This is a genomic window from Mesorhizobium sp. M7A.F.Ca.ET.027.03.2.1 (genome assembly GCF_003999175.1).
GTDB lineage: Bacteria > Pseudomonadota > Alphaproteobacteria > Rhizobiales > Rhizobiaceae > Mesorhizobium.
Map to the genome: position 1 here is coordinate 1 of NZ_RZOM01000002.1, position 24,206 is coordinate 24,206.

Annotated in this window: 25 protein-coding genes and 1 pseudogene; 10 read left to right on the plus strand and 16 right to left on the minus strand. The window is 61.7% G+C overall.

Annotation, left to right across the window (positions count from 1 at the left end; genetic code table 11):
* The 9 genes from EN750_RS00155 to EN750_RS00195 form a co-directional block, all read right to left on the minus strand.
* A partial coding sequence (locus EN750_RS00155; protein ID WP_127395268.1) for a 3-oxoacyl-ACP synthase occupies window positions 1–672 on the minus strand: 672 nt, incomplete at its 3' end.
* On the minus strand, window positions 669–1,934 hold the full coding sequence (locus EN750_RS00160; RefSeq protein ID WP_126080683.1) for an adenosylmethionine--8-amino-7-oxononanoate transaminase: 1,266 nt from the start codon (window positions 1,932–1,934) through the stop codon (window positions 669–671). The genes EN750_RS00155 and EN750_RS00160, both read right to left, overlap by 4 nt.
* Complete coding sequence (bioD, locus tag EN750_RS00165) at window positions 1,934–2,569, minus strand: dethiobiotin synthase (protein WP_063169254.1); 636 nt, start codon at window positions 2,567–2,569, stop codon at window positions 1,934–1,936. Before bioD ends, EN750_RS00160 begins: the two co-directional genes overlap by 1 nt.
* Entirely contained in the window at window positions 2,566–3,705 is a 1,140-nt protein-coding gene (locus EN750_RS00170; RefSeq protein ID WP_127395269.1) for an 8-amino-7-oxononanoate synthase, read from the minus strand. Before EN750_RS00170 ends, bioD begins: the two co-directional genes overlap by 4 nt.
* Window positions 3,702–4,670 carry a biotin synthase BioB gene (bioB, locus tag EN750_RS00175; RefSeq protein ID WP_245454882.1) on the minus strand — a complete coding sequence of 323 codons (969 nt, stop codon included), beginning with the start codon at window positions 4,668–4,670 and terminating at the stop codon, window positions 3,702–3,704. Before bioB ends, EN750_RS00170 begins: the two co-directional genes overlap by 4 nt.
* Before the next feature lie 174 nt (window positions 4,671–4,844).
* Window positions 4,845–5,726: a carboxylating nicotinate-nucleotide diphosphorylase gene (gene nadC / locus EN750_RS00180; protein WP_024505570.1), complete on the minus strand. Its 882-nt coding sequence runs from the start codon at window positions 5,724–5,726 to the stop codon at window positions 4,845–4,847.
* 1 nt (window position 5,727) lies between these two features.
* Window positions 5,728–7,269 (minus strand): L-aspartate oxidase, encoded by a 1,542-nt coding sequence (locus EN750_RS00185; RefSeq protein WP_024505569.1) that lies wholly within the window; start codon window positions 7,267–7,269, stop codon window positions 5,728–5,730.
* Window positions 7,266–8,240, minus strand: coding sequence for a quinolinate synthase NadA (gene nadA, locus EN750_RS00190; RefSeq protein ID WP_126063925.1), 975 nt, complete (start codon window positions 8,238–8,240; stop codon window positions 7,266–7,268). The genes EN750_RS00185 and nadA overlap by 4 nt, the downstream gene beginning before the upstream one ends.
* A gap of 62 nt (window positions 8,241–8,302) precedes the next feature.
* A complete protein-coding gene (locus EN750_RS00195) occupies window positions 8,303–9,265 on the minus strand; it encodes a hypothetical protein (RefSeq protein WP_126063926.1) in 963 nt (320 codons plus the stop codon).
* A 171-nt stretch (window positions 9,266–9,436) separates the two neighbouring features.
* On the opposite strand from EN750_RS00195, the gene panB reads away from it, so the two are divergent.
* The 4 genes from panB (at window position 9,437) to EN750_RS00215 (ending at window position 12,721) form a co-directional block, all read left to right on the plus strand.
* Complete coding sequence (panB, locus tag EN750_RS00200; RefSeq protein ID WP_126063927.1) at window positions 9,437–10,273, plus strand: 3-methyl-2-oxobutanoate hydroxymethyltransferase; 837 nt, start codon at window positions 9,437–9,439, stop codon at window positions 10,271–10,273.
* Window positions 10,270–11,178, plus strand: a complete 909-nt coding sequence (gene panC, locus EN750_RS00205; protein WP_024505565.1) for a pantoate--beta-alanine ligase — start codon at window positions 10,270–10,272, stop codon at window positions 11,176–11,178. The genes panB and panC overlap by 4 nt, the downstream gene beginning before the upstream one ends.
* Before the next feature lie 119 nt (window positions 11,179–11,297).
* Window positions 11,298–11,996: a LuxR family transcriptional regulator gene (locus EN750_RS00210; protein WP_335930786.1), complete on the plus strand. Its 699-nt coding sequence runs from the start codon at window positions 11,298–11,300 to the stop codon at window positions 11,994–11,996.
* A 92-nt stretch (window positions 11,997–12,088) separates the two neighbouring features.
* Complete coding sequence (locus tag EN750_RS00215) at window positions 12,089–12,721, plus strand: acyl-homoserine-lactone synthase (RefSeq protein WP_126057769.1); 633 nt, start codon at window positions 12,089–12,091, stop codon at window positions 12,719–12,721.
* Window positions 12,722–13,087: 366 nt separating this feature from the next.
* Here the strand turns inward: EN750_RS00215 and EN750_RS40255 are convergent, their stop codons facing one another.
* A complete protein-coding gene (locus EN750_RS40255) occupies window positions 13,088–13,336 on the minus strand; it encodes a DUF6074 family protein (RefSeq protein ID WP_063169245.1) in 249 nt (82 codons plus the stop codon).
* A gap of 599 nt (window positions 13,337–13,935) precedes the next feature.
* Here EN750_RS40255 and EN750_RS00225 point away from each other — a divergent pair.
* The 3 genes from EN750_RS00225 to EN750_RS00230 all read left to right on the plus strand — a co-directional run bounded on the left by EN750_RS00225 (window position 13,936) and on the right by EN750_RS00230 (window position 14,953).
* Window positions 13,936–14,406, plus strand: a complete 471-nt coding sequence (locus EN750_RS00225) for a hypothetical protein (protein WP_245454734.1) — start codon at window positions 13,936–13,938, stop codon at window positions 14,404–14,406.
* A complete protein-coding gene (locus EN750_RS41410; protein WP_256754986.1) occupies window positions 14,399–14,533 on the plus strand; it encodes a hypothetical protein in 135 nt (44 codons plus the stop codon). Before EN750_RS00225 ends, EN750_RS41410 begins: the two co-directional genes overlap by 8 nt.
* A 174-nt stretch (window positions 14,534–14,707) precedes the next feature.
* Window positions 14,708–14,953: a hypothetical protein gene (locus tag EN750_RS00230; RefSeq protein WP_063169243.1), complete on the plus strand. Its 246-nt coding sequence runs from the start codon at window positions 14,708–14,710 to the stop codon at window positions 14,951–14,953.
* Window positions 14,954–15,142: 189 nt separating this feature from the next.
* Here the strand turns inward: EN750_RS00230 and EN750_RS00235 are convergent, their stop codons facing one another.
* Window positions 15,143–15,532, minus strand: a complete 390-nt coding sequence (locus EN750_RS00235; RefSeq protein WP_024505560.1) for a hypothetical protein — start codon at window positions 15,530–15,532, stop codon at window positions 15,143–15,145.
* Between the two features lie 707 nt (window positions 15,533–16,239).
* Between EN750_RS00235 and EN750_RS00240 the strand changes: the two genes are divergently transcribed.
* Window positions 16,240–17,439: a cation:dicarboxylase symporter family transporter gene (locus EN750_RS00240; protein WP_306462679.1), complete on the plus strand. Its 1,200-nt coding sequence runs from the start codon at window positions 16,240–16,242 to the stop codon at window positions 17,437–17,439.
* 6 nt (window positions 17,440–17,445) lie between these two features.
* On the opposite strand, the gene EN750_RS40260 is transcribed toward EN750_RS00240, so the two are convergent.
* Window positions 17,446–18,015, minus strand: coding sequence for a hypothetical protein (locus EN750_RS40260; RefSeq protein ID WP_245454735.1), 570 nt, complete (start codon window positions 18,013–18,015; stop codon window positions 17,446–17,448).
* Between the two features lie 611 nt (window positions 18,016–18,626).
* Between EN750_RS40260 and EN750_RS00250 the strand changes: the two genes are divergently transcribed.
* Complete coding sequence (locus EN750_RS00250; protein WP_126059319.1) at window positions 18,627–19,628, plus strand: zincin-like metallopeptidase domain-containing protein; 1,002 nt, start codon at window positions 18,627–18,629, stop codon at window positions 19,626–19,628.
* A 157-nt stretch (window positions 19,629–19,785) separates the two neighbouring features.
* Here the strand turns inward: EN750_RS00250 and groL are convergent, their stop codons facing one another.
* From groL to EN750_RS00265, 3 genes and pseudogenes are all read right to left on the minus strand, one after another.
* Entirely contained in the window at window positions 19,786–21,441 is a 1,656-nt protein-coding gene (gene groL, locus EN750_RS00255; RefSeq protein WP_126057772.1) for a chaperonin GroEL, read from the minus strand.
* 65 nt (window positions 21,442–21,506) lie between these two features.
* Window positions 21,507–21,800: pseudogene (gene groES / locus EN750_RS00260) on the minus strand (co-chaperone GroES); the annotation flags it as partial.
* A 165-nt stretch (window positions 21,801–21,965) separates the two neighbouring features.
* Window positions 21,966–22,763, minus strand: a complete 798-nt coding sequence (locus tag EN750_RS00265; protein ID WP_127395270.1) for a class I SAM-dependent methyltransferase — start codon at window positions 22,761–22,763, stop codon at window positions 21,966–21,968.
* 112 nt (window positions 22,764–22,875) lie between these two features.
* Here EN750_RS00265 and EN750_RS00270 point away from each other — a divergent pair, with 112 nt between their 5' ends.
* Entirely contained in the window at window positions 22,876–23,727 is an 852-nt protein-coding gene (locus tag EN750_RS00270; RefSeq protein ID WP_127395271.1) for a hypothetical protein, read from the plus strand.
* A 26-nt stretch (window positions 23,728–23,753) separates the two neighbouring features.
* On the opposite strand, the gene EN750_RS00275 is transcribed toward EN750_RS00270, so the two are convergent.
* Window positions 23,754–24,206 (minus strand): TetR/AcrR family transcriptional regulator (locus tag EN750_RS00275; protein WP_127395272.1); only part of this gene is annotated, 453 nt, incomplete at its 5' end.

Genomic DNA, 24,206 nt, shown 5'->3' on the forward strand with positions numbered 1-24,206 from the left:
GCTGAATACTTCACGGCCGTCAGTGATCGTCATCCGTGTCTGCGCGAGGTCGAGGTCGGCATGGAACGGAGTGTTGCTTCCCCCGGCGGGAATCTGGATTAGCCCGTAGCGCGAGCCGTCGGAATCCACCGAAGCGCCGAGAATGCCTCGATCCGGGTCATCGCAAGGACTGATCACCATGGCGCCGGCGGCATCGGCAAACAGCACGGCGCTGGCGCGCTCGGCCAAATTGATGCGGTGGCTGAGGATGTTGGCGGCGATGACAAGGCTCGCTTTGCCGTGCAGGCGGGTGAACCCGCCGGCGAACATCAGCGCATAGATGAAGCCGGCGCAGGCGCCGGTCAGGTCGATCGCTCCGGCGCGGCCTAGCCCCAGCCGATGTGCGACCAGCGGCGCGCTTGGCGGCAGAAGGTGATCGGGCGTCGACGTGGCGAGCAAGAGTAGACCGACGTCGCCGCGGTCGATACCGGCATTGGTCAGCGCCATGTCGCCGGCAGAGGCGGCAAGGCCCGACAGCGTGTCTTCGTCTGTTGCCCAGAAGCGCGAGCGAATTCCGGTGCGCCGCTCGATCCAGCCGGGCTCAAGCCCGAGCCGGTCTTCGATTTCCGGGTTCTCGACCTTGCGCGCCGGCGCATGATGGCCGAAGCCGAGAACGCGCGACGATAGGTTCATGGCCGCGAGCCGAAGCGTTCGCCGGCCTCCTCTATCGCGTCATAGAGCCCGCCCAATTCGTCGCTGGTGATGCAATAGGGCGGTAGAAGATAGAGGACATTGCCGAGCGGGCGCACAAGTAGCCCCCGCTCAAGGAAAAAAGCGCGCAGTTTTGGCCCGATCTCGGCCAGATAACCGGCTGAGCCGGTGCGTAGGTCGAGTGCCGCGATGGTGCCGGTTGTCCGGCAGTCGGTGAAATATGGATTGACCCGGAAGCGTTGCAGCCCGGCGGCCTGCCTCGCGCTCAAGACCGCGATCCGCTCGGCCACCGGCTCGTCACGCCAGATCTCGACATTGGCAAGTGCTGCCGCGCAGGCGATCGGATTGGCGGTGTAGGAGCTCGAATGGAAAAACGTCTTCTTGCGATCCTCCGAAAAGTGAGCGTGGAAGATGGCATCGGTGGCGATCGTGGCGGCCAGCGGGATGGTACCACCGGTCAGACCTTTCGAGGTGCACAAGATGTCGGGCGAGACGGACGCCTGTTCGCAGGCAAACATGGTTCCGGTGCGCCCCCAGCCGGTCATCACTTCATCGGCGATCAGCAGCGTGCCGGAGGCTTCGGCGATCCTCTTCAATTCGGCAAGAACCCAGGCCGGATACATCAGCATGCCGCCGGCGCCAAGCACCAGCGGCTCGACGATCAGCGCGGCTGCGCGCCGGTCGCGGCTAACGGCCTCGAACCGATCCAGCGTTTCCTGCTCGCGCCCGGCGGCCGGGAAGGGGATGGCGTCGACCTCGAACAGCAAAGGATCATAGGCGGCGTTGAAGACGCCGCGGGCGCCGACGCTCATCGCCCCGATCGTGTCGCCATGATAGCTGTGCTCCATGACGGCGATGCGCGAACGCGGCGCGCCGATGTTGCGGAAATAGCCGAGCGCCATCTTCAGCGCGACTTCGACTGAGGTGGAGCCACTGTCGGAATAGAACACCCGGTCGAGGCCGGCGGGTGCGATGCCGATAAGCGCCTCGGCCAGCCGTTCGGCCGGCTCGTGGGTGAAGCCCGCGAAGATGATCTGGTCGAGGCTCGACGCGGTCGTCTCGATGGCCTTCATGATGCGGGGGTGGCGATGGCCATGGGTGACGACCCACCAGGAAGAAATCGCATCGAGGATGCGGAAGCCGTCGGCCTTGTGGAGATAGGCGCCTTCAGTCAGCACGATTTCAGGGACCGAGGGCTCTAGCGCGTGCTGCGTGAACGGATGCCAGACTCGAGACTCCGCCATCAGTCGCCTCCGGCAATCATGGCCAGGTCGAAGCCGGAAATCATTGCATCTCTCAACGTTTCACCCGTCAGCGGACCGAGGTGCGGCAGCCTGCCCAGCTGCGGCACGCCGCCGAATTCCACGATTGTCCTTTGTGTATCGGCCACCTCTTCGCCAATGAAGGCAATGCCGATGAGCGGGATGGAGCGGGCTCTCAGGGCCTCGATCGACAACAGCGTATGATTGATGGTGCCAAGCGCGGTGCGGGCGCACAGTATGACCGGCAGCCGCCATTGTTCGAATATGTCAATGAACCTTGTCTGTCGATTGAGCGGCACCATCAGCCCGCCGGCGCCTTCGATGACGAGCGGTGTCGGCAGGACCGGAAATGAAAGATCGTCGGCCTCGATCGCGACGCCGTCGATTTCGGCTGATCGATGCGGCGACAGCGGCATCGTCAGTCGATAGACTTCGGGCAGCACGCGTCCGTCGGGCAAGCCGGAAAGCCGGGCGACGACCTCGCTGTCGGTCTCCTCGTTGAGGCCCGATTGCACCGGCTTCCAGTAGAAGCCGTCGAGCAGCCCGGCAAGTCCGGCCGAAAACACTGTCTTGCCAATTCCAGTGTCTGTTCCGGTGACGACGATGCGTTTGGTCATGCTGTGGCCAACACTCCGACGAGAGCCTCGACCATGGCGGAAATGTCGGCTTCGTCGACGTTGAGAGTCAGCGAAATGCGCAGGCGCGACGTACCCTCAGGCACTGTCGGCGGGCGAATGCCGCGTATGTCGAAGCCGCGTGCCTGCAGTCCTGCCGCCACCGCCATGGTGCGGCTGTTATCGCCGATCACAAGCGGCTGGATCTGCGAACCGCTGGGCATCACGCCGCAGCGTTCGGCCAATTGCCGGCTCGCGAAAGCGACACGCTCGTGCAACTGAGCACGACGCATAGGCTCGTCAGACAGAATAGTCAGCGCCTCACGTGCCGCGACTGCCATCAGCGGCGATGGTGCGGTCGCATAGATGAATGGCCGGCACCGGTTGATAAGATAGTCGCACAGTGTTCGCGGTCCGGTAACGAGCGCGCCGGATGCGCCAAGCGCCTTGCCGCATGTGTGGAGCGTGACGATGTTGTCGCGGCCTTCATACGCGGCGGCCAGTCCCCGGCCGTCGGATCCCCAGACGCCGGTGGCATGCGCTTCATCGACGACGATGAATGCCTGGTACCGATCAGCCAGCGCGACCAGGCTCTCCATCGGCGCACGGTCGCCATCCATGCTGTAAAGGCTTTCGAAGGCGATCCACACCCGCCCCATGCCGCCTTCGGCGCGCCAGCGGGTGATTGCGTCCTCGACAGCGTCGACGTCGTTGTGCGCGGCCAGCTTGAACTCAGCGCGCCCGGCCTGGGCACCCTCATGCATGCTGGCATGAGCGAGCTCGTCGAGGACCAGCAGGTCGCCTTTCTGCGGCAGGGCCGTCAGCAGAGCGAAGTTGGCGATATAGCCGCTGCCGAAGAACAGTGCACGCTCGGCTCCGAAAAATGCCGCTGCGTCCGCCTCCAGTTGCTCATGTTCCGGTGCATTGCCGCGCAACAGCCGCGATCCGGTGGCGCCCACTGGCGTGCCCCGCGCAATCGCCGTCGAAACCGCATCGCCCAGTCTTTTGGAGGCGGCAAGTCCGATATAGTCGTTCGACGAGAAGTCGAGCCCGGCGCGCGGTGCGAGCGTCCGCAACCGGTCCTTGCGCCCCAGTCCCCGCAAGGTTGCGTCATAGCGGGCAAGAATTGCCTCCTTCATTGCGTGGCGAGTTCCATAGGCTCAATGCCGAGGCGCCGGAACAGAAGGGTATCCTTGTCCTCGCCGGGATTTCCCGCCGTCAGCAGCGTGTCGCCGACAAAGATCGAATTGGCCCCGGCAAAGAAGCACAGCGCCTGCGTTTCGTCGCTCATCGCCGTCCTGCCGGCGGACAGCCTTACATAGGATTTCGGCATCATCACCCGCGCGAGCGCAACGATGCGGACGAAATCGATCGGATCGATGGCGTCGGCCGCGGCAAGCGGCGTGCCTTCGATGGGAATAAGCATGTTGATCGGCACGCTTTCCGGCGGCTCGGGCAGGTTCGCGAGCGTGACCAGCATGTCGATGCGATCGGTCTTTTCTTCTCCCATCCCGACAATGCCGCCGCAGCAGACTTTCATCCCAACCGCGCGCACGTGCCCAAGCGTTTCCAGCCGGTCGGCAAAAGTCCTGGTTGAAATAACCTCGCCATAGTAGCGCTCAGAGGTATCGATGTTGTGGTTATAGTAGTCGAGACCGGCCTGCTTCAGGCGAGCAGCTTGCTCAAGATCGAGCATGCCGAGCGTCATGCAGGTCTCCATGCCGAGGGCCTTGACGCCCTCAATCATGGCGACCACAACCTCCATGTCGCGCTCCTTGGGACTTCGCCACGCCGCGCCCATGCAATAGCGCGTTGCGCCGCCATCACGCGCCATGGCCGCTTCGTCGATGACATGCTTGACGTCCACCAGCTTCGACGCCTTCACACCGGTTTCGTAATGCGCAGACTGGCTGCAATAGCCGCAATCTTCGGGGCACCCGCCGGTCTTGATGCTAAGGAGCCGCGACAGCTGCACTCGGTTTCGATCGAAGTTCTGGCGGTGGATCGTCTGAGCTAGGAACAGCAGATCGTTGAATGGCATGCCGTAGATGGCCTCGGCCTCTTTGCGGTTCCATCGCGGAGGCGTTCCATCGACCGATTGCATGGTCTGGTTCACGTCGAACTCCGAGTTCATTCCAATCGTCATCGTCAAACCTTTGTTTGCTAGTCCGGTACGCCTTCTTGGCTTTGGGGCGCACTCGCTAAAGGCGAGCTGCGGCACGTCTTTCCAGCACCTCCTACGCCTGCCGAGCTGATGTTGCTCCTCACGCCGTAATCCTCAGTTCAAGTGCTTGCAGATGTTCTGGTGGTCCGGCATGTCCAGGCCGATGTCGAGGATCGGGGCGCTGTGCGTCAGCCAACCCATGGAGATGAGATCGACACCGGTCGCCGCAATCGCCGCCGCCGTTTTCGGCATCACCCGACCGGACGCCTCGGTGATCGTACGGCCATCCACTATAGAAACCGCGCGGGCAAGATCCTCGACCGACATATTGTCGAGCAGCACCGCGTCAACACCAATCGCGAGCGCTGCATCGAGCTGCTTCAGCGTGTCGACCTCGACCTCGACCTTCACCATATGCCCTGCTGCGGCGCGCGCCCGCTCTATTGCTGTGCGGATATCGCCGGCGATCGCGATGTGGTTGTCCTTTATGAGCACGCCGTCATCGAGGCCGAACCGGTGATTGGCACCGCCGCCGACGCGCACGGCGTATTTCTCCAATGCCCGCAGCCCGGGCGTCGTCTTTCGCGTCGATACAATCCTCGCCTTGTGACCGCGCACGGCCTCAACCATGGCCGCTGTGGCAGTGGCAATGCCGCTCAGCCGGCATAAGAAATTGAGGGCCGTGCGTTCGGCCGTGAGCAGGCCTCGTGCGGGTCCGGACAATCTTGCAATGGTTTCCCCGGCCCCAACCTCGCTGCCATCAGGGCGCCAGATCTGGATGTTGATCGCCGGTTCCACGAGAAGGAAGGCATACGAGACCAGATCGAGCCCGGCAACGACGCCCGCCTGCCTCGCTTTGAGCACCAACGTGGCAGTGCAATCATACGGGATAACCGCATCGGTGGTCAGGTCGCCGGATCTGCCCAGGTCTTCGAGGAGCGCAACGCGCACAATCGGTTCGATCAGGGTCGCGGGGAGGGGGGAGAATGAAGTCATATCAAGTGCTCCGTATGGTAGCCCGGCAATCGAGTGCGGCCGCGGCCCGCATTGCGCTGTGCAGTGTCAGCCGTGATGGGCGCACGTTGGCATCGTGGAGCGGGAAATCGGACCGACAGTGCGCGCCTCGACTCTCTTCCCGCCTCAGGGCCGCCGCGGCGATCATCAGTGAGACCAAAGCCGGACCAGAGGCAGCGACACTATTGGCTGCGATCGGCAGCAGGGTCGCCACCGCTTCGCGCATTGCCTCGCCGTCGCGGATGATACCCAGGGCGGCGGAGACAATCGGGCGGACCACGGAAGCGTCTGGTCGTGGAGGGACGAATGTGGAGCATCTGCGCGGTCGCCGGGTATACGACGTGCCGGCAACGCTTTCGGCAACCCAGCTCGCGGTGACCGCCGCTTCGGTGAGCGAGTTGCTGGCCAGGCGGTTGGCGCCGTGCAGGCCGGTACAGGCCACCTCACCGCAGGCCCACAATCCCTCGATGGAGCTGCGGCCGGCGCTGTCTACGGCGACGCCGCCCATGTGATAATGTGCCGCCGGGCGCACCGGGATCAGGTCGGTCGCGGGGTCGATTCCTGCGCTCCGGCACAATTCGGCGATGCCTGGAAAACGCTTGCCAAATCTCGGGCCGAGACTTTGCCGTGCGTCCAGGAATACGCGGCGTCCAACGGCAAGCTGGTGCCAAATGGCGCGCGCTACGACGTCGCGAGGCGCAAGTTCACCGCCAGGTGTGTCGGCGAGGAAGCGCTCTCCTCGCTCATCGATGAGCACCGCGCCTTCGCCACGCACGGCTTCGCTCACCAGCGGCATCGGCCGGCGCGGACCGTCGAGCGCAGTTGGATGGAACTGTATGAATTCCAAGTCGGCGAGTTCCGCCCCCGCCCATGCGGCGAGCGCCAGCCCGTGACCCCATGAGCCAGCGGGGTTTGTCGTGTCGCAAAACAGCCCGCCGACGCCGCCGGTCGCCAGCACCGCGCGACGCGTGGGCAGAGCGAGCGCGCCGGCTCGTCCTGCTGCGACCACGGCGATGACCGACCCGTCCTGCACGACCAGCCGGCGGACCTCCACATTTTCGATAATGGTGATCGAGGCTGTACGCCGAACCGCGGCGACGAGCGCGCGCACCAACTCGCGACCGGTGGCGTCGCCGGCTGCATGCACAATTCGCCGTCGCGAGTGTGCCGCCTCGAGCCCAAGTCGCAACGCGCGGTCAGGGTGCTGGTCGAAGTCGACGCCGAACCTTTGGATCGTCCTAATCGCTTCGGGTGCAGCTCGTACCACTCGCCGCACCGTGGCCTCATCGCAGAGTCCGTCGCCGGCAGCTATCGTGTCGCAAAGGTGAAAATCTGGGCCGTCGTCGCCCCCGAGACTTGCCGCAAGACCGCCCTGGGCAAGTTCACTGCAGGCTCCGGTTCCAAGCGGCGCGTTGGTCAAAAGCACGACCGGTTCCGGCGCCAGATGAAGCGCCGTCATCAGGCCGGCAATGCCGCCGCCGATGACGACCGGCGCCCCGGCGATGTCGCGAACCTCCAGACTCATAGGGAAAGCATGCGCTCGACCGCGCGGCGGGCGGGGCCGGCAATTTCGGGATCAATCCGGACCTCATGCCGGTTCTGCTCGAGTGCGGCGCGAATGTTGGCCAGGTTGATGCGCTTCATGTGCGGGCACAGATTGCATGGGCGAACGAACTCGACGTCGGGATGCGCGACCGCGACGTTGTCGCTCATCGAACATTCGGTCAGAAGGACGACACGCGTCGGTTTCTCACGCTCGACATAATCCGACATCGCCGCGGTCGAGCCGGAGAACTCCGCCTCCGCGACAACGTCTGGTGGGCATTCTGGATGGGCCAGCACGATGACGCCTGGATGGGCATCGCGCAGTTCCCGGATGTCTGCTGCGGTGAAGCGCTCATGCACCTCGCAATGGCCTTTCCAGGCGATGATCTCGACGTCTGTATCGGCTGCCACGTTCCTCGCCAGATATTCGTCCGGGAGCATCAGCACACGCGCCACGCCAAGCGATTCCACCACCGCCTTGGCGTTGCCGGACGTGCAGCAGATGTCGGACTCCGCTTTTACGGCGGCGGAAGTGTTGACGTAAGTAACAACGGGGACCCCCGGATACCGCAGCCGCATTAGCCGCACGTCGTTTGCCGTGATCGATTCGGCCAGCGAGCAGCCGGCGCGGAGATCCGGGATGAGCACGGTCTTGTTCGGATTGAGCAGTTTTGCCGTCTCGGCCATGAAATGAACGCCGGCAACCACGATGATGTCGGCGTCGACCGTCACCGCCTTGTGGGCCAACGCCAGGCTGTCGCCGACGATGTCTGCCACGCAATGAAAAATTTCGGGCGTCTGGTAATTGTGCGCCAGCACCACCGCATTGCGCTCACGCTTCAGCGCTAAGATGGCTTCAATATCGCCGGCGAACGCGAGCCATTCAACGGGTGGGATCACCCGCCGGACACGCTCATACAGGGACGCAGCCATAGGTAACGCCCCAGTCATTGGCGCCTCGATTATATTCGGTTTGACAATAAGGGAATATATCTACCTTGACTATAAGTATGTCAAGCCCGCGCCAGCGGTAATTTTGTCCCGGCGATAGCCCTGTCGTCGAGGACGGCATGCCGGAAGCGATAAAGCTTCGCCGGTCGGCCGCCCGTGTCGAGGGAGGTCTCCCCGGTCTCCTCAACAAGTTCCTGCTGCTCGACCAATCTCCGGAAGTTCGGCTTGTTGATCAGCCTGCCAGCCAAAGCTTCCACGGTTCGCTGCAGTTGCAGCAGCGTGAAGGAAGGCCGCATAAGCTCGAACACGACCGGCCGGTATTTGATCTTCGAACGCAGCCGCGCGATCCCGGTTGCCAGAATACGACGGTGGTCAGCGACCATTGGTTTGCCAGCCGCGGCCGCAATCGCGTCCCTGCCGCCACCGGCCTCCTCAATCAGACCAGCTTCATAGAGCAACTCGTAGCGTTGGAGCGTGAGTTCCTCGTTCCAATGGCGGTCGTCGAAGCCGAAGGCTATCGCAGCGCGCTGCCGGCGCTCGCGTTGAGTGGTCGGCTCGCTGGCGCCGCCGGCCCACTCAATCAGGCGGGGCCGCAATCTATCGAGCAGCACAGGCGGCGTGCCGAAGCGGTGGTCCTCCCAGGGAAAATATTCGTACCAACTTTGCCAGCCGCACGCGGCCGAGTTCGTTGCCTGTTCCTTCCTGGTCAATGCGAGATAGCTGATTGAGATGACGCGCTGGTGGCGCTCAGTGCCGATGCGATCGCGATCGGCGAAGGTGTAGAGTTGCTCGATGTATCCAAGTGCATGGCCGGTCTGCTGCTCCACCCACCCCCTCAAACCCGACTGCAGTGATCGATGCTCAAGGGCAAAAGGTCCAGAAGGGAGGGTGTCCGCATGACCGACTGTGAGGACACAGGGCTCACTGTCGTTTACGGCGACCACGACGGCAGTCAGGTCCACTTTGGCTTCGTCAGCTTTGACGGCGGCTTTGCCTTTCTTGGTTCTTCTTGTCTGAGGATCCATGTTTGCGAAAGCGGGTTGGCCCAACGGAGCGCCTTAATCGATTGAATGTAACCTTGGAAGCCAGCACGTCAACACCAGAGTACTCAAGCGCTGTTTTTAGCTCTTCGCAGTCGCACAAAAATATGCCAAACGCGACACCCGCTGTTGGTAACGTAAGGGAAGGGGCCTCGGTTGAGCGCGGCTGGTGAGATAAAAGGGATGACTCCTCCAGATATTCGATCGCGAAAAGGCCAGACGCCACTTGTATGCTTGACGGCCTACACCACGCCGGTCGCGAGGCTGCTCGATCGCCACTGCGACATCGTTCTTGTCGGCGACAGCGTCGGCATGGTGCTGCACGGCCTGTCGTCGACGCTGGGGGTCACGCTCGACATGATGATCATGCACGGACAGGCCGTTCGCCGCGGCCTTGAACACGCGCTGATGGTCGTCGACCTGCCCTTCGGTTCCTACGAGGAAAGCCCAGAGCACGCTTTCGGCAACGCTGCGCGCGTGATGGGTGAGACCGGTTGTTCAGCGGTAAAGATCGAGGGCGGCGAGACCATCTCGGAAACCATCCGCTTCCTTACCGCGCGCGGCGTACCTGTCATGGCCCATGTGGGCCTGACGCCGCAGGCGGTAAACACGTTTGGAGGCTATCGTGTGCAGGGCCGGGGAGCCGATGCAGAGCGGATCAGGCGCGACGCCAGGGCGGTAACCGAAGCGGGCGCCTTCTCCTTGGTGCTGGAAAAGATACCGGAGCAGCTTGCACGGCAGATAACCGCCGATATCGACATACCCACAATCGGCATCGGTGCCTCGCCAGCTTGCGACGGCCAGATTCTGGTGAGCCACGATATGCTCGGGCTCTTCACCTCATTTCGGCCGAAGTTCGTCAAACGCTATGCCGAGCTCGGTGAGCAGGCTGAGGCGGCAATCGCCGCTTACGCCACCGATGTGCGGAACCGGCACTTTCCGGCGGTCGAACATCTCTATGTCAACGCCTTGAAGGCCGGTGACTTCACATGAGCGTGCCGATCGCTCGAACCGTGAGCGAGCTGCGCGGCGTCGTTGCGCAATGGCGTCGCTCGGGTGCCACGATCGGTATTGTGCCGACCATGGGAGCCTTGCACGACGGGCATCTGAGCCTCGTGCGGAAGGCGCTCGAAAGGGCCGAGCGGGTGATCGTGACGCTGTTCGTAAACCCCAAGCAGTTCAACAGCCCCGCCGACCTGATTGCCTACCCTCGGACGGAAAGCGACGATGCTGCCAAGCTCGCTCTGCTGGGCACGCATCTGCTCTATGTGCCGGACACAGAGGAAATGTACCAGGTGGGCTTCGCCACGGCCGTTTCAGTGTCCGGCATCAGCGAATGCCTTTGCGGCGCATTCCGGCCCGGCCATTTCAATGGCGTGGCGACGGTCGTGGCCAAGCTCTTCCTGCAGGCCGGCGCTGACTTCGCCTTTTTTGGCGAAAAGGATTTTCAGCAACTTCAGCTTGTCAGGCGCTTGGTCCGGGATCTCGACATTCCGATCACTATTGTGCCCTGTCCGACAGTCCGCGAAGCCGATGGTCTTGCGCTATCGTCGCGTAACGTGCGGCTCTCCCCAGCCCAACGCGCCATTGCCCCAAAACTAGCATCGGTCCTGCTCGATACGGCCGAGCGGCTTGCACGCGGCTCCCCCATCCTGCCTACGCTTGATGAAGCGCGTGCAGCAATTCTGGCTGCCGGCTATCGCGAGCTCGAATACCTGGAGCTGCGCGGAGAAACAGACCTGCAATCGTTAGCAAGCCTTGACCGACCGGCACGCTTGCTTGCTGCGGCTTGGCTTGGCGACACGCGGCTCATCGATAACGTCGCAATATCACCCATCGGTAGTTGGTCAGGTGGGCGGAGCTCTCTCCAATCGGAAGCAGCACAGCAATTGCGGTGATGACGGCGGCGCGTCGTATGCCCTGCAGGGACAGGCCATCATTTAGAACCACGTCTCCGTCGGCTTCCAGCAACCTCCGCGAGGTACGCTAAGCGCAGATGCATCGCGTATTTGAAACCTTGGTCGAGCAACTCTCTGCAAGCGTCGATGCCGTCGATCTCCATGAGGCAATGGCGTCCGCCGCAGCCGGGTTCGACTTTCCGCTCTTCGCTTATTTCACCTACCCATCCGCTTCCGGCGACAGGCCGCGATTGATCTCGAATTATCCATCATCATGGACATCACATTACCTGCAACAGCGCTACCACAGCGTGGATCCCGTGATCCTGCGGGGACTGCGGGGCTGGGATACCTTCGACTGGGGTGTGGACCGCGATCACCGTTATTTGCCGACCTCTCAGCAGGAAGTCCTGGAAAAAGCAGCTGAGTTCGGCATTCGCGGCGGACTGACCATGTCGATGCATGATCATCGCGGCCGGTTCGCCGCACTGACCTTCGCCTCCAACGAGGCGCATCCGCCATTTCTGAGGTCGCTGACGCGCTACGAAAAAGCAATGCAACTGGTTGCGATCAACGTTCATATCCATGCCCGGCGCAGGCTCGCCGAAGATTGCGTGGTAGATGGCATAACGCTCACCCGGCGGGAGTTCGAGTGCCTGAAATGGGCGGCGTGCGGCAAGTCGGCCTGGGATATCAGCCAGATTCTCGGTGTCTCGAAACGCACCGTGACCTTCCATCAGGAAAACGCCAAGGCGAAGCTTGGCGTGCGAACCATCAACCAGGCCGTAGTGCGGATGGCTGCTCGGGCGAGATCCTGATCCTCTCCAAGTCTAGCTGTAAAGGTCTACAGGCTGCATTCATGACGGCTTTGCCCTTCGATTGCGTGGACACATCCCGCACGGAGACGACAATGATGCAGCTGATAACACCCGACTGCTACGCCGAGTTTGCGAGCGAACTCAAGGAAATGCACGGACTTAGGTATCGGGTTTTCAAGAAGCGGCTCGATTGGGAAGTGCAGACCGAAGGCGAAATGGAAACGGACCCGTTTGACAGCCTGAACCCCGTCTACCTGCTTCTCAAGGGGTCCGATTGGCGAACTTGCGGCTGCGTCCGCCTTTTGCCGACCACCGGACCGACAATGTTGCGCGATACGTTTCCGACGCTGCTGGATGAGATGGTGGTCCCTGCGAGTGCCGATATCTGGGAGAGTAGTCGTTTCGCGCTCGATCTCCCTGCGACAGCGCCGAAGGCAGCTGGCGGCCTGGCCCAAGCAACCTACGAGCTCTTCGCGGGGATCATCGAATTCGGCTTGGCCAACAATCTCTCCGGGATCGTAACGGTGACAGATACGCGCATCGAAAGGATCCTTCGTCTCGCCACCTGGCCGTTGTCACGTATCGGACAGCCCAAGCAGGTCGGCAACACCGAGGCAGTCGCCGGCTTCCTCGATATTTCCTACGCCAGTCTCTTGCGCATCCGCTGGAGGGGACGCCTCAACGGGCCGGTGTTGTGGCAACCAGTTCTCATCCAATCGGCATAGCGCCTGCGGATGCTCAGCCGTGACTTGAGTTAAGTCTGCTCACGGCCGCCACCGCCGCCGTGAGGGTGAGCGGACCCGCCCCCACGAGCTTTCGACTGTTCCGGTCGATTGGCTCGCGCGGCCGGACTTTGGATTTCCGTAGGCGCAACCCGCAGTCCAGCGTGAGCACGCCAAAATGGCGCCCCTCCGCTTCGTCCAAAGAAGCCAACGTGGCTTCTGAGGTCGTCTTAGAATATTGGACCGGCCGCCGTGAGCGATCGCAACCTCAAACCTTTGCCGGTATGCCGGTTTGGCCGGACCGTCGGCCAGTCGGAGCAGTCCCCTGATAAGGACCCGAGCTGACGCGCGGTCCAACAGCGCCCGAGCCTATGCTTTGTGCATTACCGTTCGGTTGGCCATGTCGTCCAAGACCGCATGAAGAAGGCTTCCAACCTCCTGCGCAGCGAGCTCTGGCGCAATTCCTACATCGGACAATTGAATGAGCATTTTCTTGGCAGCACAGCGCCAGAACGCACTCGCCGCCTCGCCGTTCTTGGTCTCGAGGGCCTGGGCGATACTTTCGACCAATATACGTCGCCGATGCAGCGGAAATACGCAAATGTTTGATTCATGCATCAATCACCTCACAGATTCAGTTCCACAAAGAAAAACACCGGCGTCTTCAAAAGAGCCCCGCTAGCGCGGTGACGGTTCGCGGCGACATGACGAGTTCCACTTCCCCATCGACAAGCTATTGGGAGATGAGCCGCCGGACCGCATATCCGGGACCGCACATAAGGTGAACCACCATTGCTCATCCGGCTGCATTTTCCTGGGCCGTTCGACGAGGCGTTCCAGCCGAATTGACGTCCAATGACTTGATCTCTGAAAGGGCAGGGCGGTACGAATCACCCGATTGTTCCGCTGCTTACATTCCTGCGAGCTTGTGTATGAACGATTAAAGCGTGCCCGAGCCGTTCTTGGTGGCCGCCGCAGAAGGGAATCATGTCATCCGCTGCCTATCGTAGGCGGCGCGACTTCTAGCATGACTGCACTGCCCCGACAGGGCTTTGCAATCGCGCGTTTCGAAGCCTATGCTTTGGCATCGGCCGGCATTTACTTCGGTGCAGCCGACAGTAAGACGTACGCGCTCTTGCCCCGTTGGAAGAGAGCCTTGCCCGATCCCTCTTTCGCGACCAGGTGCTGAAGCCCTCACCCCGCAGGACTTCGCGCTTTTGCGACCATCGCTGCATCACGTCGAACCGGGCATCAAGGACCAGTTGGAGGTCGCGCATCAGCCGATCAAGAACGTATATTTTCCCGAGAGGGGCATCGCGTCGGTGGTCGCCACCATGACCGGCGGGCGGCAAGGTGAAGTCGGCATTGTCGGCTATGACGGGATGAAAGGAATTGCCGTCATTCTCGGAAAGGAAAGCACTACCTGGCGCCTGCCGGTTGAAAACCTTCGCCCTGCGATTAGCCCGTCGCTTCGCACCTCAGTGCTGGATTATGCCCACGCGTTCCTCGTCCAATCATGCCGGACGGCACTGGTCAATGGCCACTCCAAGATCGAAGAACGGCTGGCCCGCTGGCAGCTGATGGTCCACGACCGTGCGGAAGGAGATAAGATCCTCCCGACGCATGAATTTCTGGCGACCATGCTCGCGCCCACCGCCCGGGGTCACCACGGCCCTGCAAATGCTTGAGTATCGAGGACTGGTGCACGCCAAGCGCGGCGAGATCACGATCATCGACCGTGCCGGATTGATAAAGCTCACACATGGCGCTTATGACAAGGAGGAGCAGCGTTATTTCGGCCTGGCCGCTGCCTGAAGCATGTCGGTTGAAACGGGTTCAGCCGACGTCTCCTTGCCCCTCACCAGGTCGCCCAAAAGCATCAGCGGTTTTGAACGAATCGCAGCTATTGTCCGCAATCGGACATAGGCTTGAAGGCGGTCGAATTCGTGCCATAAGTCGGGTTGGTCAGGGTTCAGGGAGGAATTCGTCATGACCAATTCGTTTCACACCGTCACCGTCGAAAAAGCCGCAGAAGCCTATGTCCTTTCCAGGGGAAGGGTCCGCTTTCTCTCCATGGCGCAGGCGATCCGCGCCATCCGAACACTAATGCCGGCATGCAAGGCCACCGACCGCGAGTTGGAGGAACTGTTGGCGGCCGCTTCCTTCGTTCATGGCGTGCCCGTCGCCTTCGACACAAAAACAGCCGATGGTGTAGAACCACGGCTGCATTCCTAAGAGGGCATGCCGCGCCATGCAGACTGTCAGAGGGCATTCGTCAGATGGTAGTCCGCTAACTTAACTGCAGAGTCTAAAGGACGTGTTCCAGCATTGCGAACTCACCGATCGCTTTGTTGCCAAAGCTGCCAGCAAGCGATCGCCTCATCCAGCCGTTTGCACCATCTCATCACAGACATCATCGCGATGCTACCTGTCCAGCATATGTCCAGCATTTCGCAAGGCGGCCAGAAGGAGCCTCGCATAGCCTGTGACATCGATCTGGGCCTGCATCGAAAGGGGCATGCTGGTCCAGTTCTCCAACGGTGCAATGAAAGGTGAGAAGGTGCCATTGACTAGGCAACAACAGCTAACAAGGCCCTCTCGGTCCAATGCCACCACACCGATCTTGTCGCCTGGATATCCAATGGCTGCGACTCGCTGGACCTCCAGGTCACCGTCCACCCGCACGTCAAAAAGAAGGCTACCACGGCTCCTCGTGGCTATCTCAGCCGCCTTCTCATCAAAGCTTGAAGAGAGCAAGCGGACGCTTTCCACCGCCATCTGGAAAATCACCAAATCCAGTTCATTCACGGCCATATGGGCATTTCCGCGCAACGGGTGGTGATTGCAATGACACATACTGCTTGTTCACAGATGTCGGTCACGAACGATCATTCGTCGGGTTCCGGTTCCGACCAACGGTGTCGCCACCTGATCGTGCTGCGGTTCGAACCTTCCGAACGCGAGCCGAGCGCGCTATGAGGTTGGAGTCTAGGTCTCGGACCCTGCCTCGCGGCCTTCTCATCTTTGGCAGACCCGTTGCAACGCCGCCGCGATGGCGCAAACGCCAGATGACGCTGATCCATCGCTTGATCGTGAACTGAGCTTCTGAACACCATTGGGACAGCAGGGTGGAAGGGCTTGACCAACGCTGCCCCCGTTTTCCAAGAGGACCCGTCCTCGATTGAATCTTTCGAGCCCCGTGCGGCGCGCAGCCAAATGATGACGATCTGGACTCAGCTCGCAGACCGCAAGGCAAAGAGGGAACCTTCCAGGCAGCCAAGCTGCTCGACGCAAAGAGCGGCCTTTGGAGTTCCCAAGAATCGACCCTTCCATAGTTGCGACAGGCAACCACTGCACGAGTGTGGGAGAGCGAATCGCAAGCATTGCGTGAGGTCCTGCGCGTTTTCCCCTCTTTGCTATTTGGCACATCGTTTGCGCCGAAGTGGGCGCAGCGTTCGACCGGAGCACTGCATGGGAGAGGGAGGAGCCCCACCCCGATCCGGTCAAGGAGAGAGACGGTGTTGGTTCCAAGAGTTCCCCGCGCGATCGCAGCGCCCCGCAAGCGCCATTTTGCCCGGACCTACGTGCAGGTACTTGCCGCCATAATCCTGGGTGCCGCAATCGGCTATTTCCATTTGGAGACCGGCCACAGCCTGAAGCCGCTCGGCGATGCCTTCGTCGATGTCGTCAAGATAATCACCGTACCTGTCATCTTCCTGACAATGGCGACCGGCATTGCCGGCATGAGCGATCTGCAGAAGGTCGGCCGAGTTGCCGCCAAGGCGATGGTCTATTTTCTCACCTTTTCGACGCTCGCTTTTGTTGTCGGGCTGATTGTCGCGAATATCGTTCAGCCTGGCGCCGGCCTCAACATCGATCCGGCCTCGCTCGATGTCCAAGCCGTTAAGGGCTATGTGGCCACGGCTCACGAGCAGTCCGTGACCAGCTTCCTGATGAACATCATCCCGTCAACGATTGCCAATGCCTTCGCGGAAGGCGACATCCTGCAAGTCTTGTTCCTCTCGGTCCTGTTCGGCGCGGTCTGCCGCTACAACGGCCGCTCGCTCTTCTCTCTCGTCCGATACATCAAGGACGAGCTGCTGCTCGCAATGTCCTCCTCAGAGGCCGCGCTGGCCTCGCTCATGGAGAAGATGGAAAGGGCCGGCGCCACGCATTCGGTCGTGGGTCTCATTCCATTCAATCTGGACGGCACGAATATGATGCTCGCCGCCCTTTTCATCGCCCAAGCGACGAAAACTGATCTCCCGATCGGCTGCCGGATCCTCATGCTGTTTGTCGCATTGTTCCCTTCGAACGGAACAACCCGCATTACCGGTGCAGGCCTCGTCACAATGGCTGCAACGCTCTTTCTTGTTCCGGCCGCACCGGTCACCTCCGTGGGGCTTATTCTTGGCGTCGATCAGCTTATGTCCGAATGCCACGCGCTGACGGTTTTTCTCCGCAGCGTAGCGGCAACGCTGGCTGTCACCCGGTCCGGGGCGAGCGGGATAAACGACGATTCGGGGAGCGCCTCACTAGCGGACCGTTCAGCGCTCCGGCGGTGGACGGTCAAGTCGCCCGGCGTGGTGAACACAATTCCCCGTGCGAACGACGCTCAGCTATTGGGGTGGACCCGATGGCGCAAAGCCGTATTTGAGAAACCGCCAGATCGCACCGGCACCTGTGCGCCTGTAGCAACTGCGGGGCACGATCAAAACTGACCCATTTTACACCAAAAAGGCGGCCGTTGCTGCCACGCCGTCCATGGATTGGAGACTCATGTCTAAGCCGACTGCCATCACTGTCGCAGCTCTTCTTTTACTCCTCGCCTTGCTGGCGAGCCAATATAGCGCGAACCTGCACCGGCAGGCGTGGTCGACCGACAGGCAAAAGTGGAGCGGCGCATTCGACAACGATCTCCTTCGCCAATCGCCGGCAACCCGCAAGGCGATGCCGTTCTGGTCATATTCAATGACTACCACAACTGTCCGCATTGCAGACTGGCTGATATCAACTACCAAAAAGCCTTCAAGCATGAACCCAATCTGAAGCTTGTGATCAAACAGTTCCCGGTCCTGGGACCGGATTCCCAATTCCCAGCCTTCGCCGCACTCGCCTCGAGAAAACAGGGAAAGTTCGACGAATTCCACCGCGCCCTTATGATTTCCCCCAGTTGAAGGGTCACTCTCAAGATCGCAGCGCGTGTAGGCCTTGACGTTGAGCAGCTCAAGCGGGAATGCAAGATCCGGCCATCGCAGATGAAATGCGCGGTCCGCGCACTCGCGAAAGGTCTGCACTTAGACGGTACGCCCGCGTTGGTGGTCGGCGATATAGTGGTCGCCGACCTTGTGGACATGGCCAGCTTGCAACGCTTGCATCGCCGATGCGCGCTCAAAGCGTGCTGGCTCTCGTGCGGGGCAGCATCTGTAGACCGGCCACGCTGTTGTTGCCGGAGCGTGCCGTTTGTGGCAGCTGGCTTTGCTGTCGCTCCTCGTAATCTTGTTGCGGTCATCCAGCTGCCGTGGGCGCCAACAACAATCCTGAGCGCCCGCGCCTGAAGTCGCTGGCCGGGTGCTCGTGAACCGAGCCCGCTTTTCTTCGGCAAGCTCAGGCGGTCTTGGCCCTGCGGCATCGCCCCCTGGCGCGGGGCAGCCTTCGGCTGCTGACGGTCGCCGGCCTGTCGGCCGGCGTCTTTCTATTGTGGCCTTCCCCCTGGCGCAGGGTGGGCAGCACTCCCTTCTAGGCCCGCCGCGGCGTCCCGCAACCCTTCGCTTGTCGCTTTCGGGTCCTCCACTCCGTTCCGGTCCTGCTGATGCAGTCCGCCTCCGACGGCGGGCCTTTCCGGTCGCTTTTGCCGCCCACCCCGCTTCCGGGGAGGGCGCGCGATTGTAGAGCGGAGGACATCACGATGCGTGCAAACAACAAACGTTGCGGCAGCCGACAGGCTGGCGCAGACAGTGGCGGGCGCACCGGCGCCAGCCTTTATCAGGAAATCACCGACCGCATCATTGCCGAACTGGAGCGCGGCACCGTGCCATGGGTCAAGCCGTGGGGCAGGGCAAGGACAGGCCTCGGCCTGCCGCGGAATGCGGCCACCCAGCGCCGATATTCCGGCATCAATATCCTGATCCTGTGGGGCGCGGTCATCGAGCGCGGTTTCCCCAGCCAGAACTGGCTCACCTTCCGGCAGGCGCTTTCGCTTGGCGGCAATGTCAGGAAGGGCGAGCACGGCACCACCATCGTTCACGCTGACCGCTTTGTTCCCAAGAACGAAAAGCAACGCGCCGACACCGATGGCGACGAACCGCAGGCGGTGCCCTTCCTGAAGCGCTTCACCGTCTTCGATGTCGCGCAGTGCGATAATCTGCCCGAACATCTTTACGCCGCCGGCGAGCCTCTGCCTGAGCGCGAGATGGTCCCGCAGGCCGAGGCGCTCATTCATGCAACCGGCGCTGATTTTCGCATCGGCGGCGAGCGCGCCTTCTACATGCCCGGCAGCGACACCATACAGGTGCCGCCGCAGCCGGCTTTCTTCCACCAGATCGACTATTACCGGACCTGCTTTCACGAGCTTGGACACTGGACCGGCCACCCGAGGCGACTCGCGCGCGACCTGTCCGGCTCCTTCGGGTCCAACACCTATGCGCGCGAGGAACTGGTCGCCGAAATCGCATCAGCCTTCATCTGCAGCAGTCTCGGCATCGAGCCGAGCGTGCGCCATGCCGACTACATCGGCTCATGGCTGACGGTTTTGCGCGAGGACAACCGCGCCATCTTCCGCGCCGCAAGCCATGCCTCGAAAGCCGCCGATTTCCTGCTTGGCCGCAATGTCGATGTCGAAGGCGAGGCACATGCCGAAACCGCCTATGGGAGCGCGCAATCCTCACACGCGACCGCCTTGCGCCTCTGATGACGCAAAGCCGCGCGCAACCAACTCGACAGTTCTTTTGAGGTTGCCCTAACGCCGATGGCCGGCGTTGGCGTCGATCGTTCATCGGACCGAGGTTCGCAAAAAAAGAGGGCGGCATTGATGCCGCCCTCTCGTTGCGAAAGCTGCCAGAGCTGGATTAGAAATCCATGCCGCCCATGCCGCCCATGCCGCCGCCGCCCATGCCGCCAGGCATGCCGCCGCCAGCCGACTCCTTCTTCGGAGCCTCCGCGATCATGGCTTCGGTGGTGACCAGCAGGCCGGCGACCGAGGCCGCGTCCTGAAGAGCCGTACGGACAACCTTGACCGGATCGACGATACCCATGGCGATCATGTCGCCATACTCGCCGGTCTGGGCGTTGTAGCCGAAGGTCGCGCCCTTGTTCTCAAGGATCTTGCCGGCAACGATCGATGCTTCCGCACCGGCGTTGGCCGCGATCTGGCGGGCCGGAGCCTGAAGCGCACGACGCACGATGTTGATGCCGGCGGCCTGGTCGGCATTGACGCCGGTGGCCTTGATGTTGGCCGAAGCGCGCAGCAGCGCGACGCCACCACCAGCAACGATGCCTTCTTCGACGGCCGCGCGGGTCGCGTTGAGGGCGTCATCGACGCGGTCCTTCTTTTCCTTGACTTCGACTTCCGTCGCACCGCCGACGCGGATCACCGCAACGCCGCCGGCGAGCTTCGCCAGACGTTCCTGCAGCTTCTCCTTGTCGTAGTCCGAAGTGGTCTCTTCGATCTGCTGCTTGATCTGGGCAACGCGGCCCTGGATCTCGGCCTTCTTGCCGGCGCCGTCGACGATGGTGGTGTTCTCCTTGGAGATCGACACCTTCTTGGCGCGGCCGAGCATGTTGAGGCCGACGTTCTCGAGCTTGATGCCGAGGTCTTCCGAGATGACCTGGCCACCGGTGAGGATGGCGATGTCTTCCAGCATGGCCTTGCGGCGATCACCGAAGCCCGGCGCCTTGACGGCGGCGATCTTCAGGCCGCCACGCAGCTTGTTGACGACCAGCGTGGCCAGAGCCTCGCCTTCGACGTCTTCCGAGATGATGAGCAGCGGCTTCGAGGTCTGCACGACGGCTTCGAGAACCGGCAGCATGGCCTGGAGGTTGGACAGCTTCTTCTCGTGCAGGAGGATGTAGACGTCCTCGAGCTCGGCAACCATCTTGTCGGCGTTGGTGACGAAGTAGGGCGAGAGGTAGCCGCGGTCGAACTGCATGCCTTCGACGACTTCGAGTTCGGTCTCGGCGGTCTTGGCTTCCTCAACCGTGATGACGCCTTCGTTGCCGACCTTCTGCATCGCTTCGGCGATCATCTTGCCGACCGAAGCATCGCCGTTGCCGGCGATGGTGCCGACCTGGGCAACCTCTTCGGAGGTCTTGATCTTCTTGGCGTTCTTGATCAGGGTCGCAACGACGTCGGTTACCGCGAGGTCGATGCCGCGCTTCAGGTCCATCGGGTTCATGCCGGCGGCAACGGCCTTGTGGCCTTCCTGGACGATCGACTGCGCCAGAACGGTCGCGGTCGTGGTGCCGTCGCCAGCGATGTCGTTGGTCTTCGAAGCAACTTCGCGGACCATCTGCGCGCCCATGTTTTCGAACTTGTCCTCAAGCTCGATTTCCTTGGCGACGGTGACGCCGTCCTTGGTGATGCGCGGGGCGCCGAACGACTTGTCGATGACCACGTTGCGGCCCTTGGGGCCGAGCGTGACCTTCACCGCGTCAGCGAGGATGTTGACACCGCGCAGCATGCGCTCGCGGGCATCGCGGGAGAATTTTACGTCTTTGGCAGCCATTTTTAGCTCCTGGCAGGGGCTTCAATCGAGCCCGGGAATTCAGTTGACGAAAGGGCCTGATATGAGCCGATGATGCCCATGATGTCGGATTCCTTCATGATCAGAAGGTCTTCGCCATTGAGCTTGACTTCCGTGCCCGACCACTTGCCGAACAGGATGCGGTCGCCGGCCTTGACGTCCAGTGGGACCAGCTTGCCAGCTTCGTCACGAGCGCCGGAGCCGACAGCGATGATCTCGCCTTCCTGCGGCTTTTCCTTTGCCGTGTCGGGGATGATGATCCCGCCAGCGGTCTTGGATTCGGATTCGACCCGGCGAACGACCACGCGGTCATGAAGCGGGCGGAACTTCGACTTTGCCATTTTTTCTTCCTCGATGAGAACGGTGAGAAACAGTTCCTCCATCCGGCGGCGCCGGACATGTGGTTAGCACTCACCAAAGGCGAGTGCTAACGTGGCGCTGAAATAGGCTGGCGGCGCGCCGGAGTCAAGGCGCTCGGAGCGCCTCTTGGCGGCATGATGATGAACTTACCGGTGCCTGGCCGAACCGAGTACCAGAAGCGGGCACCGTTCGGCCAGCGGATAGCTGCCGCTCGGCACGACGCGCACCTCGCCGAACCAGTCGGCGGCCTCTTCGATCAGCGTGGCCAGCGTCGCGAAACTGTAGCCTATGTCCGAGCCGGCATAGACGTCGATCGTGTTGATCGAGGTCATGCTCCACCCCGTCCTTGCGGCAAGAGCTTCGCGGTCTGGGAACAGTCTGCCGAACGTATCGCGGATCGTTGCCACCTTGATGGCGAAATCGGGGTCGTTCGTCGTGGACGCCATCGCGATCCGCCATTTGAGCGCGTGGAAATTCTCGACCCCGCCGGCCAGAACCAGAGCTTCGATGCCGCGCAGATCATCTGCCGTTTCCGGTCGTGCGAAGACGCGGATCGCTGCGCGCCTGCCAGGCTTCAGCACCCTGGCGACCTCGCCAAACAACGAACTGCGCGCCGCCTGGGAATCGACCGCCGACAGGCATCCGTCACCGATGACGGCGTCGATGCTTGCGTGATCCACGGGCAGGTTAAGCCAGTTGCCGGCGATTGCCCTTCGCGAGCCGTCATCGCCGGCCCATACGCCGGAAATCATGGCCGCCGACTGGTCGACCGCCAACATCGACTTGCCCAGAATTGCCAATTCCGGGGTCACCCCCAAGAGGAGGACATCGGCATTTCCGAGATCAAGTTCGCGATCGAATATAGCGACGGTTTCCGCTGTTGGCCGGAGCGGCGCTTCCAGAAGTTTCCAATGGCGGTGGTAATCGTCCCAATGATTTGTCATGCAATTTATTGGCCCCTGGACGCCTGGATTTGGATACCCGCCGGGGCTTAATAGAGGTCGTCGGACAAGCCAAGACATTTCAAGAATTTACAGACAGTCCAAGAGGTAGATAGTGGCGCGCATCGTTGTGATAACGCACGAGCATGACAGGTTCCTGGGCAGGCGCGACATCCTGCTGCGCAGGAGCAGCCCATACATGCTGTTCGACATTCTTGCGGAATTGAAAAGGCGCGGCCACTCGGTTCAGGTTCAGCAAGGCCTGTCGAAGCCGGTCAGCGGCGATATGGCGGTATTGCATGTCGATGCCACGGTGACGCCCGCGGACTATGTCGACTACGCCCGGAGTTTTGCCTTCTGCCTCAACATCGGCGCCGCCGACATATCCAAGCGGCGGATCAGCGGCGCATTGGTCGACAGAACCGACAGCTGGCAAGGTCAGGTGATCGTCAAAAGCAATCTCAACAATCGGGGTATTCCGGAGACGCTCCTCAACCGGCGATCCGAGCGCGCCGGGAAACAGCAGCCGTTTCCGCGCTTGCCAGCCTTGCATCCTTATGAGGTCCATGGATCTCTCGGCGACGTTCCAGATGGCGTCTTTGATTGCGACGATCTCGTCGTGGAAAAGTTCATTCCGGAGAGAGAACCCGACGGTTTTGCTGTTCGTTTCTGGGTGTTTTGCGGAGAGCGCGAGCGCTGCACCCGCTACGTCTCCCCGAACGGCCTGGTCAAGGCAGCGGAGACGATCCGGCGCGAGTCCGTCCCGGTGCCCGACGAATTGCGTGAGCGCCGGCGTGAACTCGGCTTTGACTATGGAAAATTCGATTTCGTCATGCATGAGGGCAGGGCCGTCCTCCTCGACGCAAACAAGACTCCCGGCCGTCCGCAAAACCTCGTCAAGATGTTCGCGGCCGGCGCTTCCGATCTGACTCACGGCTTCGAAGGCCTCATCCATCGGGCGATATAGGCGCGGCTGAGATCGCCGCGGACGCCCTAGAGAAACAGTCGCAGCTGCGTGTGAATGATAGACCGGTAATCCTCGATGGTCTGGCGGCTTTCCGCTTCGCCCTCGGCGAGCGCCAGGCGCACCACGCCGCCGGCGAGCTGGAAGATCAGCAGGACCATGCGTTCGAACTGCTCGCGCCTCTCGGGCTCGAGCAAGGCGATGACGTGGTCGCAGAACATTTTGGCCTGGTGTCGGGTTTCGGCGATGTCGAGGTTTTTGAGCGCCTTGTCGGCCTGGATGGCGTTCTGCAGATCCTGGATGGCCGGATCGCCGGCGACACGGCTGAGATAATCATCGAGCAGCCGGTCAGCGGCCACGATCACGTCGTTCGCCTCGCGGATTTCGGCGATGATCGTCGTCAGCCGTGCCCGGCTGACCTCTGAAAACCGCTCATAGAGCATCGCCAGGATCGCCGATTTGTTGGGAAAATAGTGGTAGAC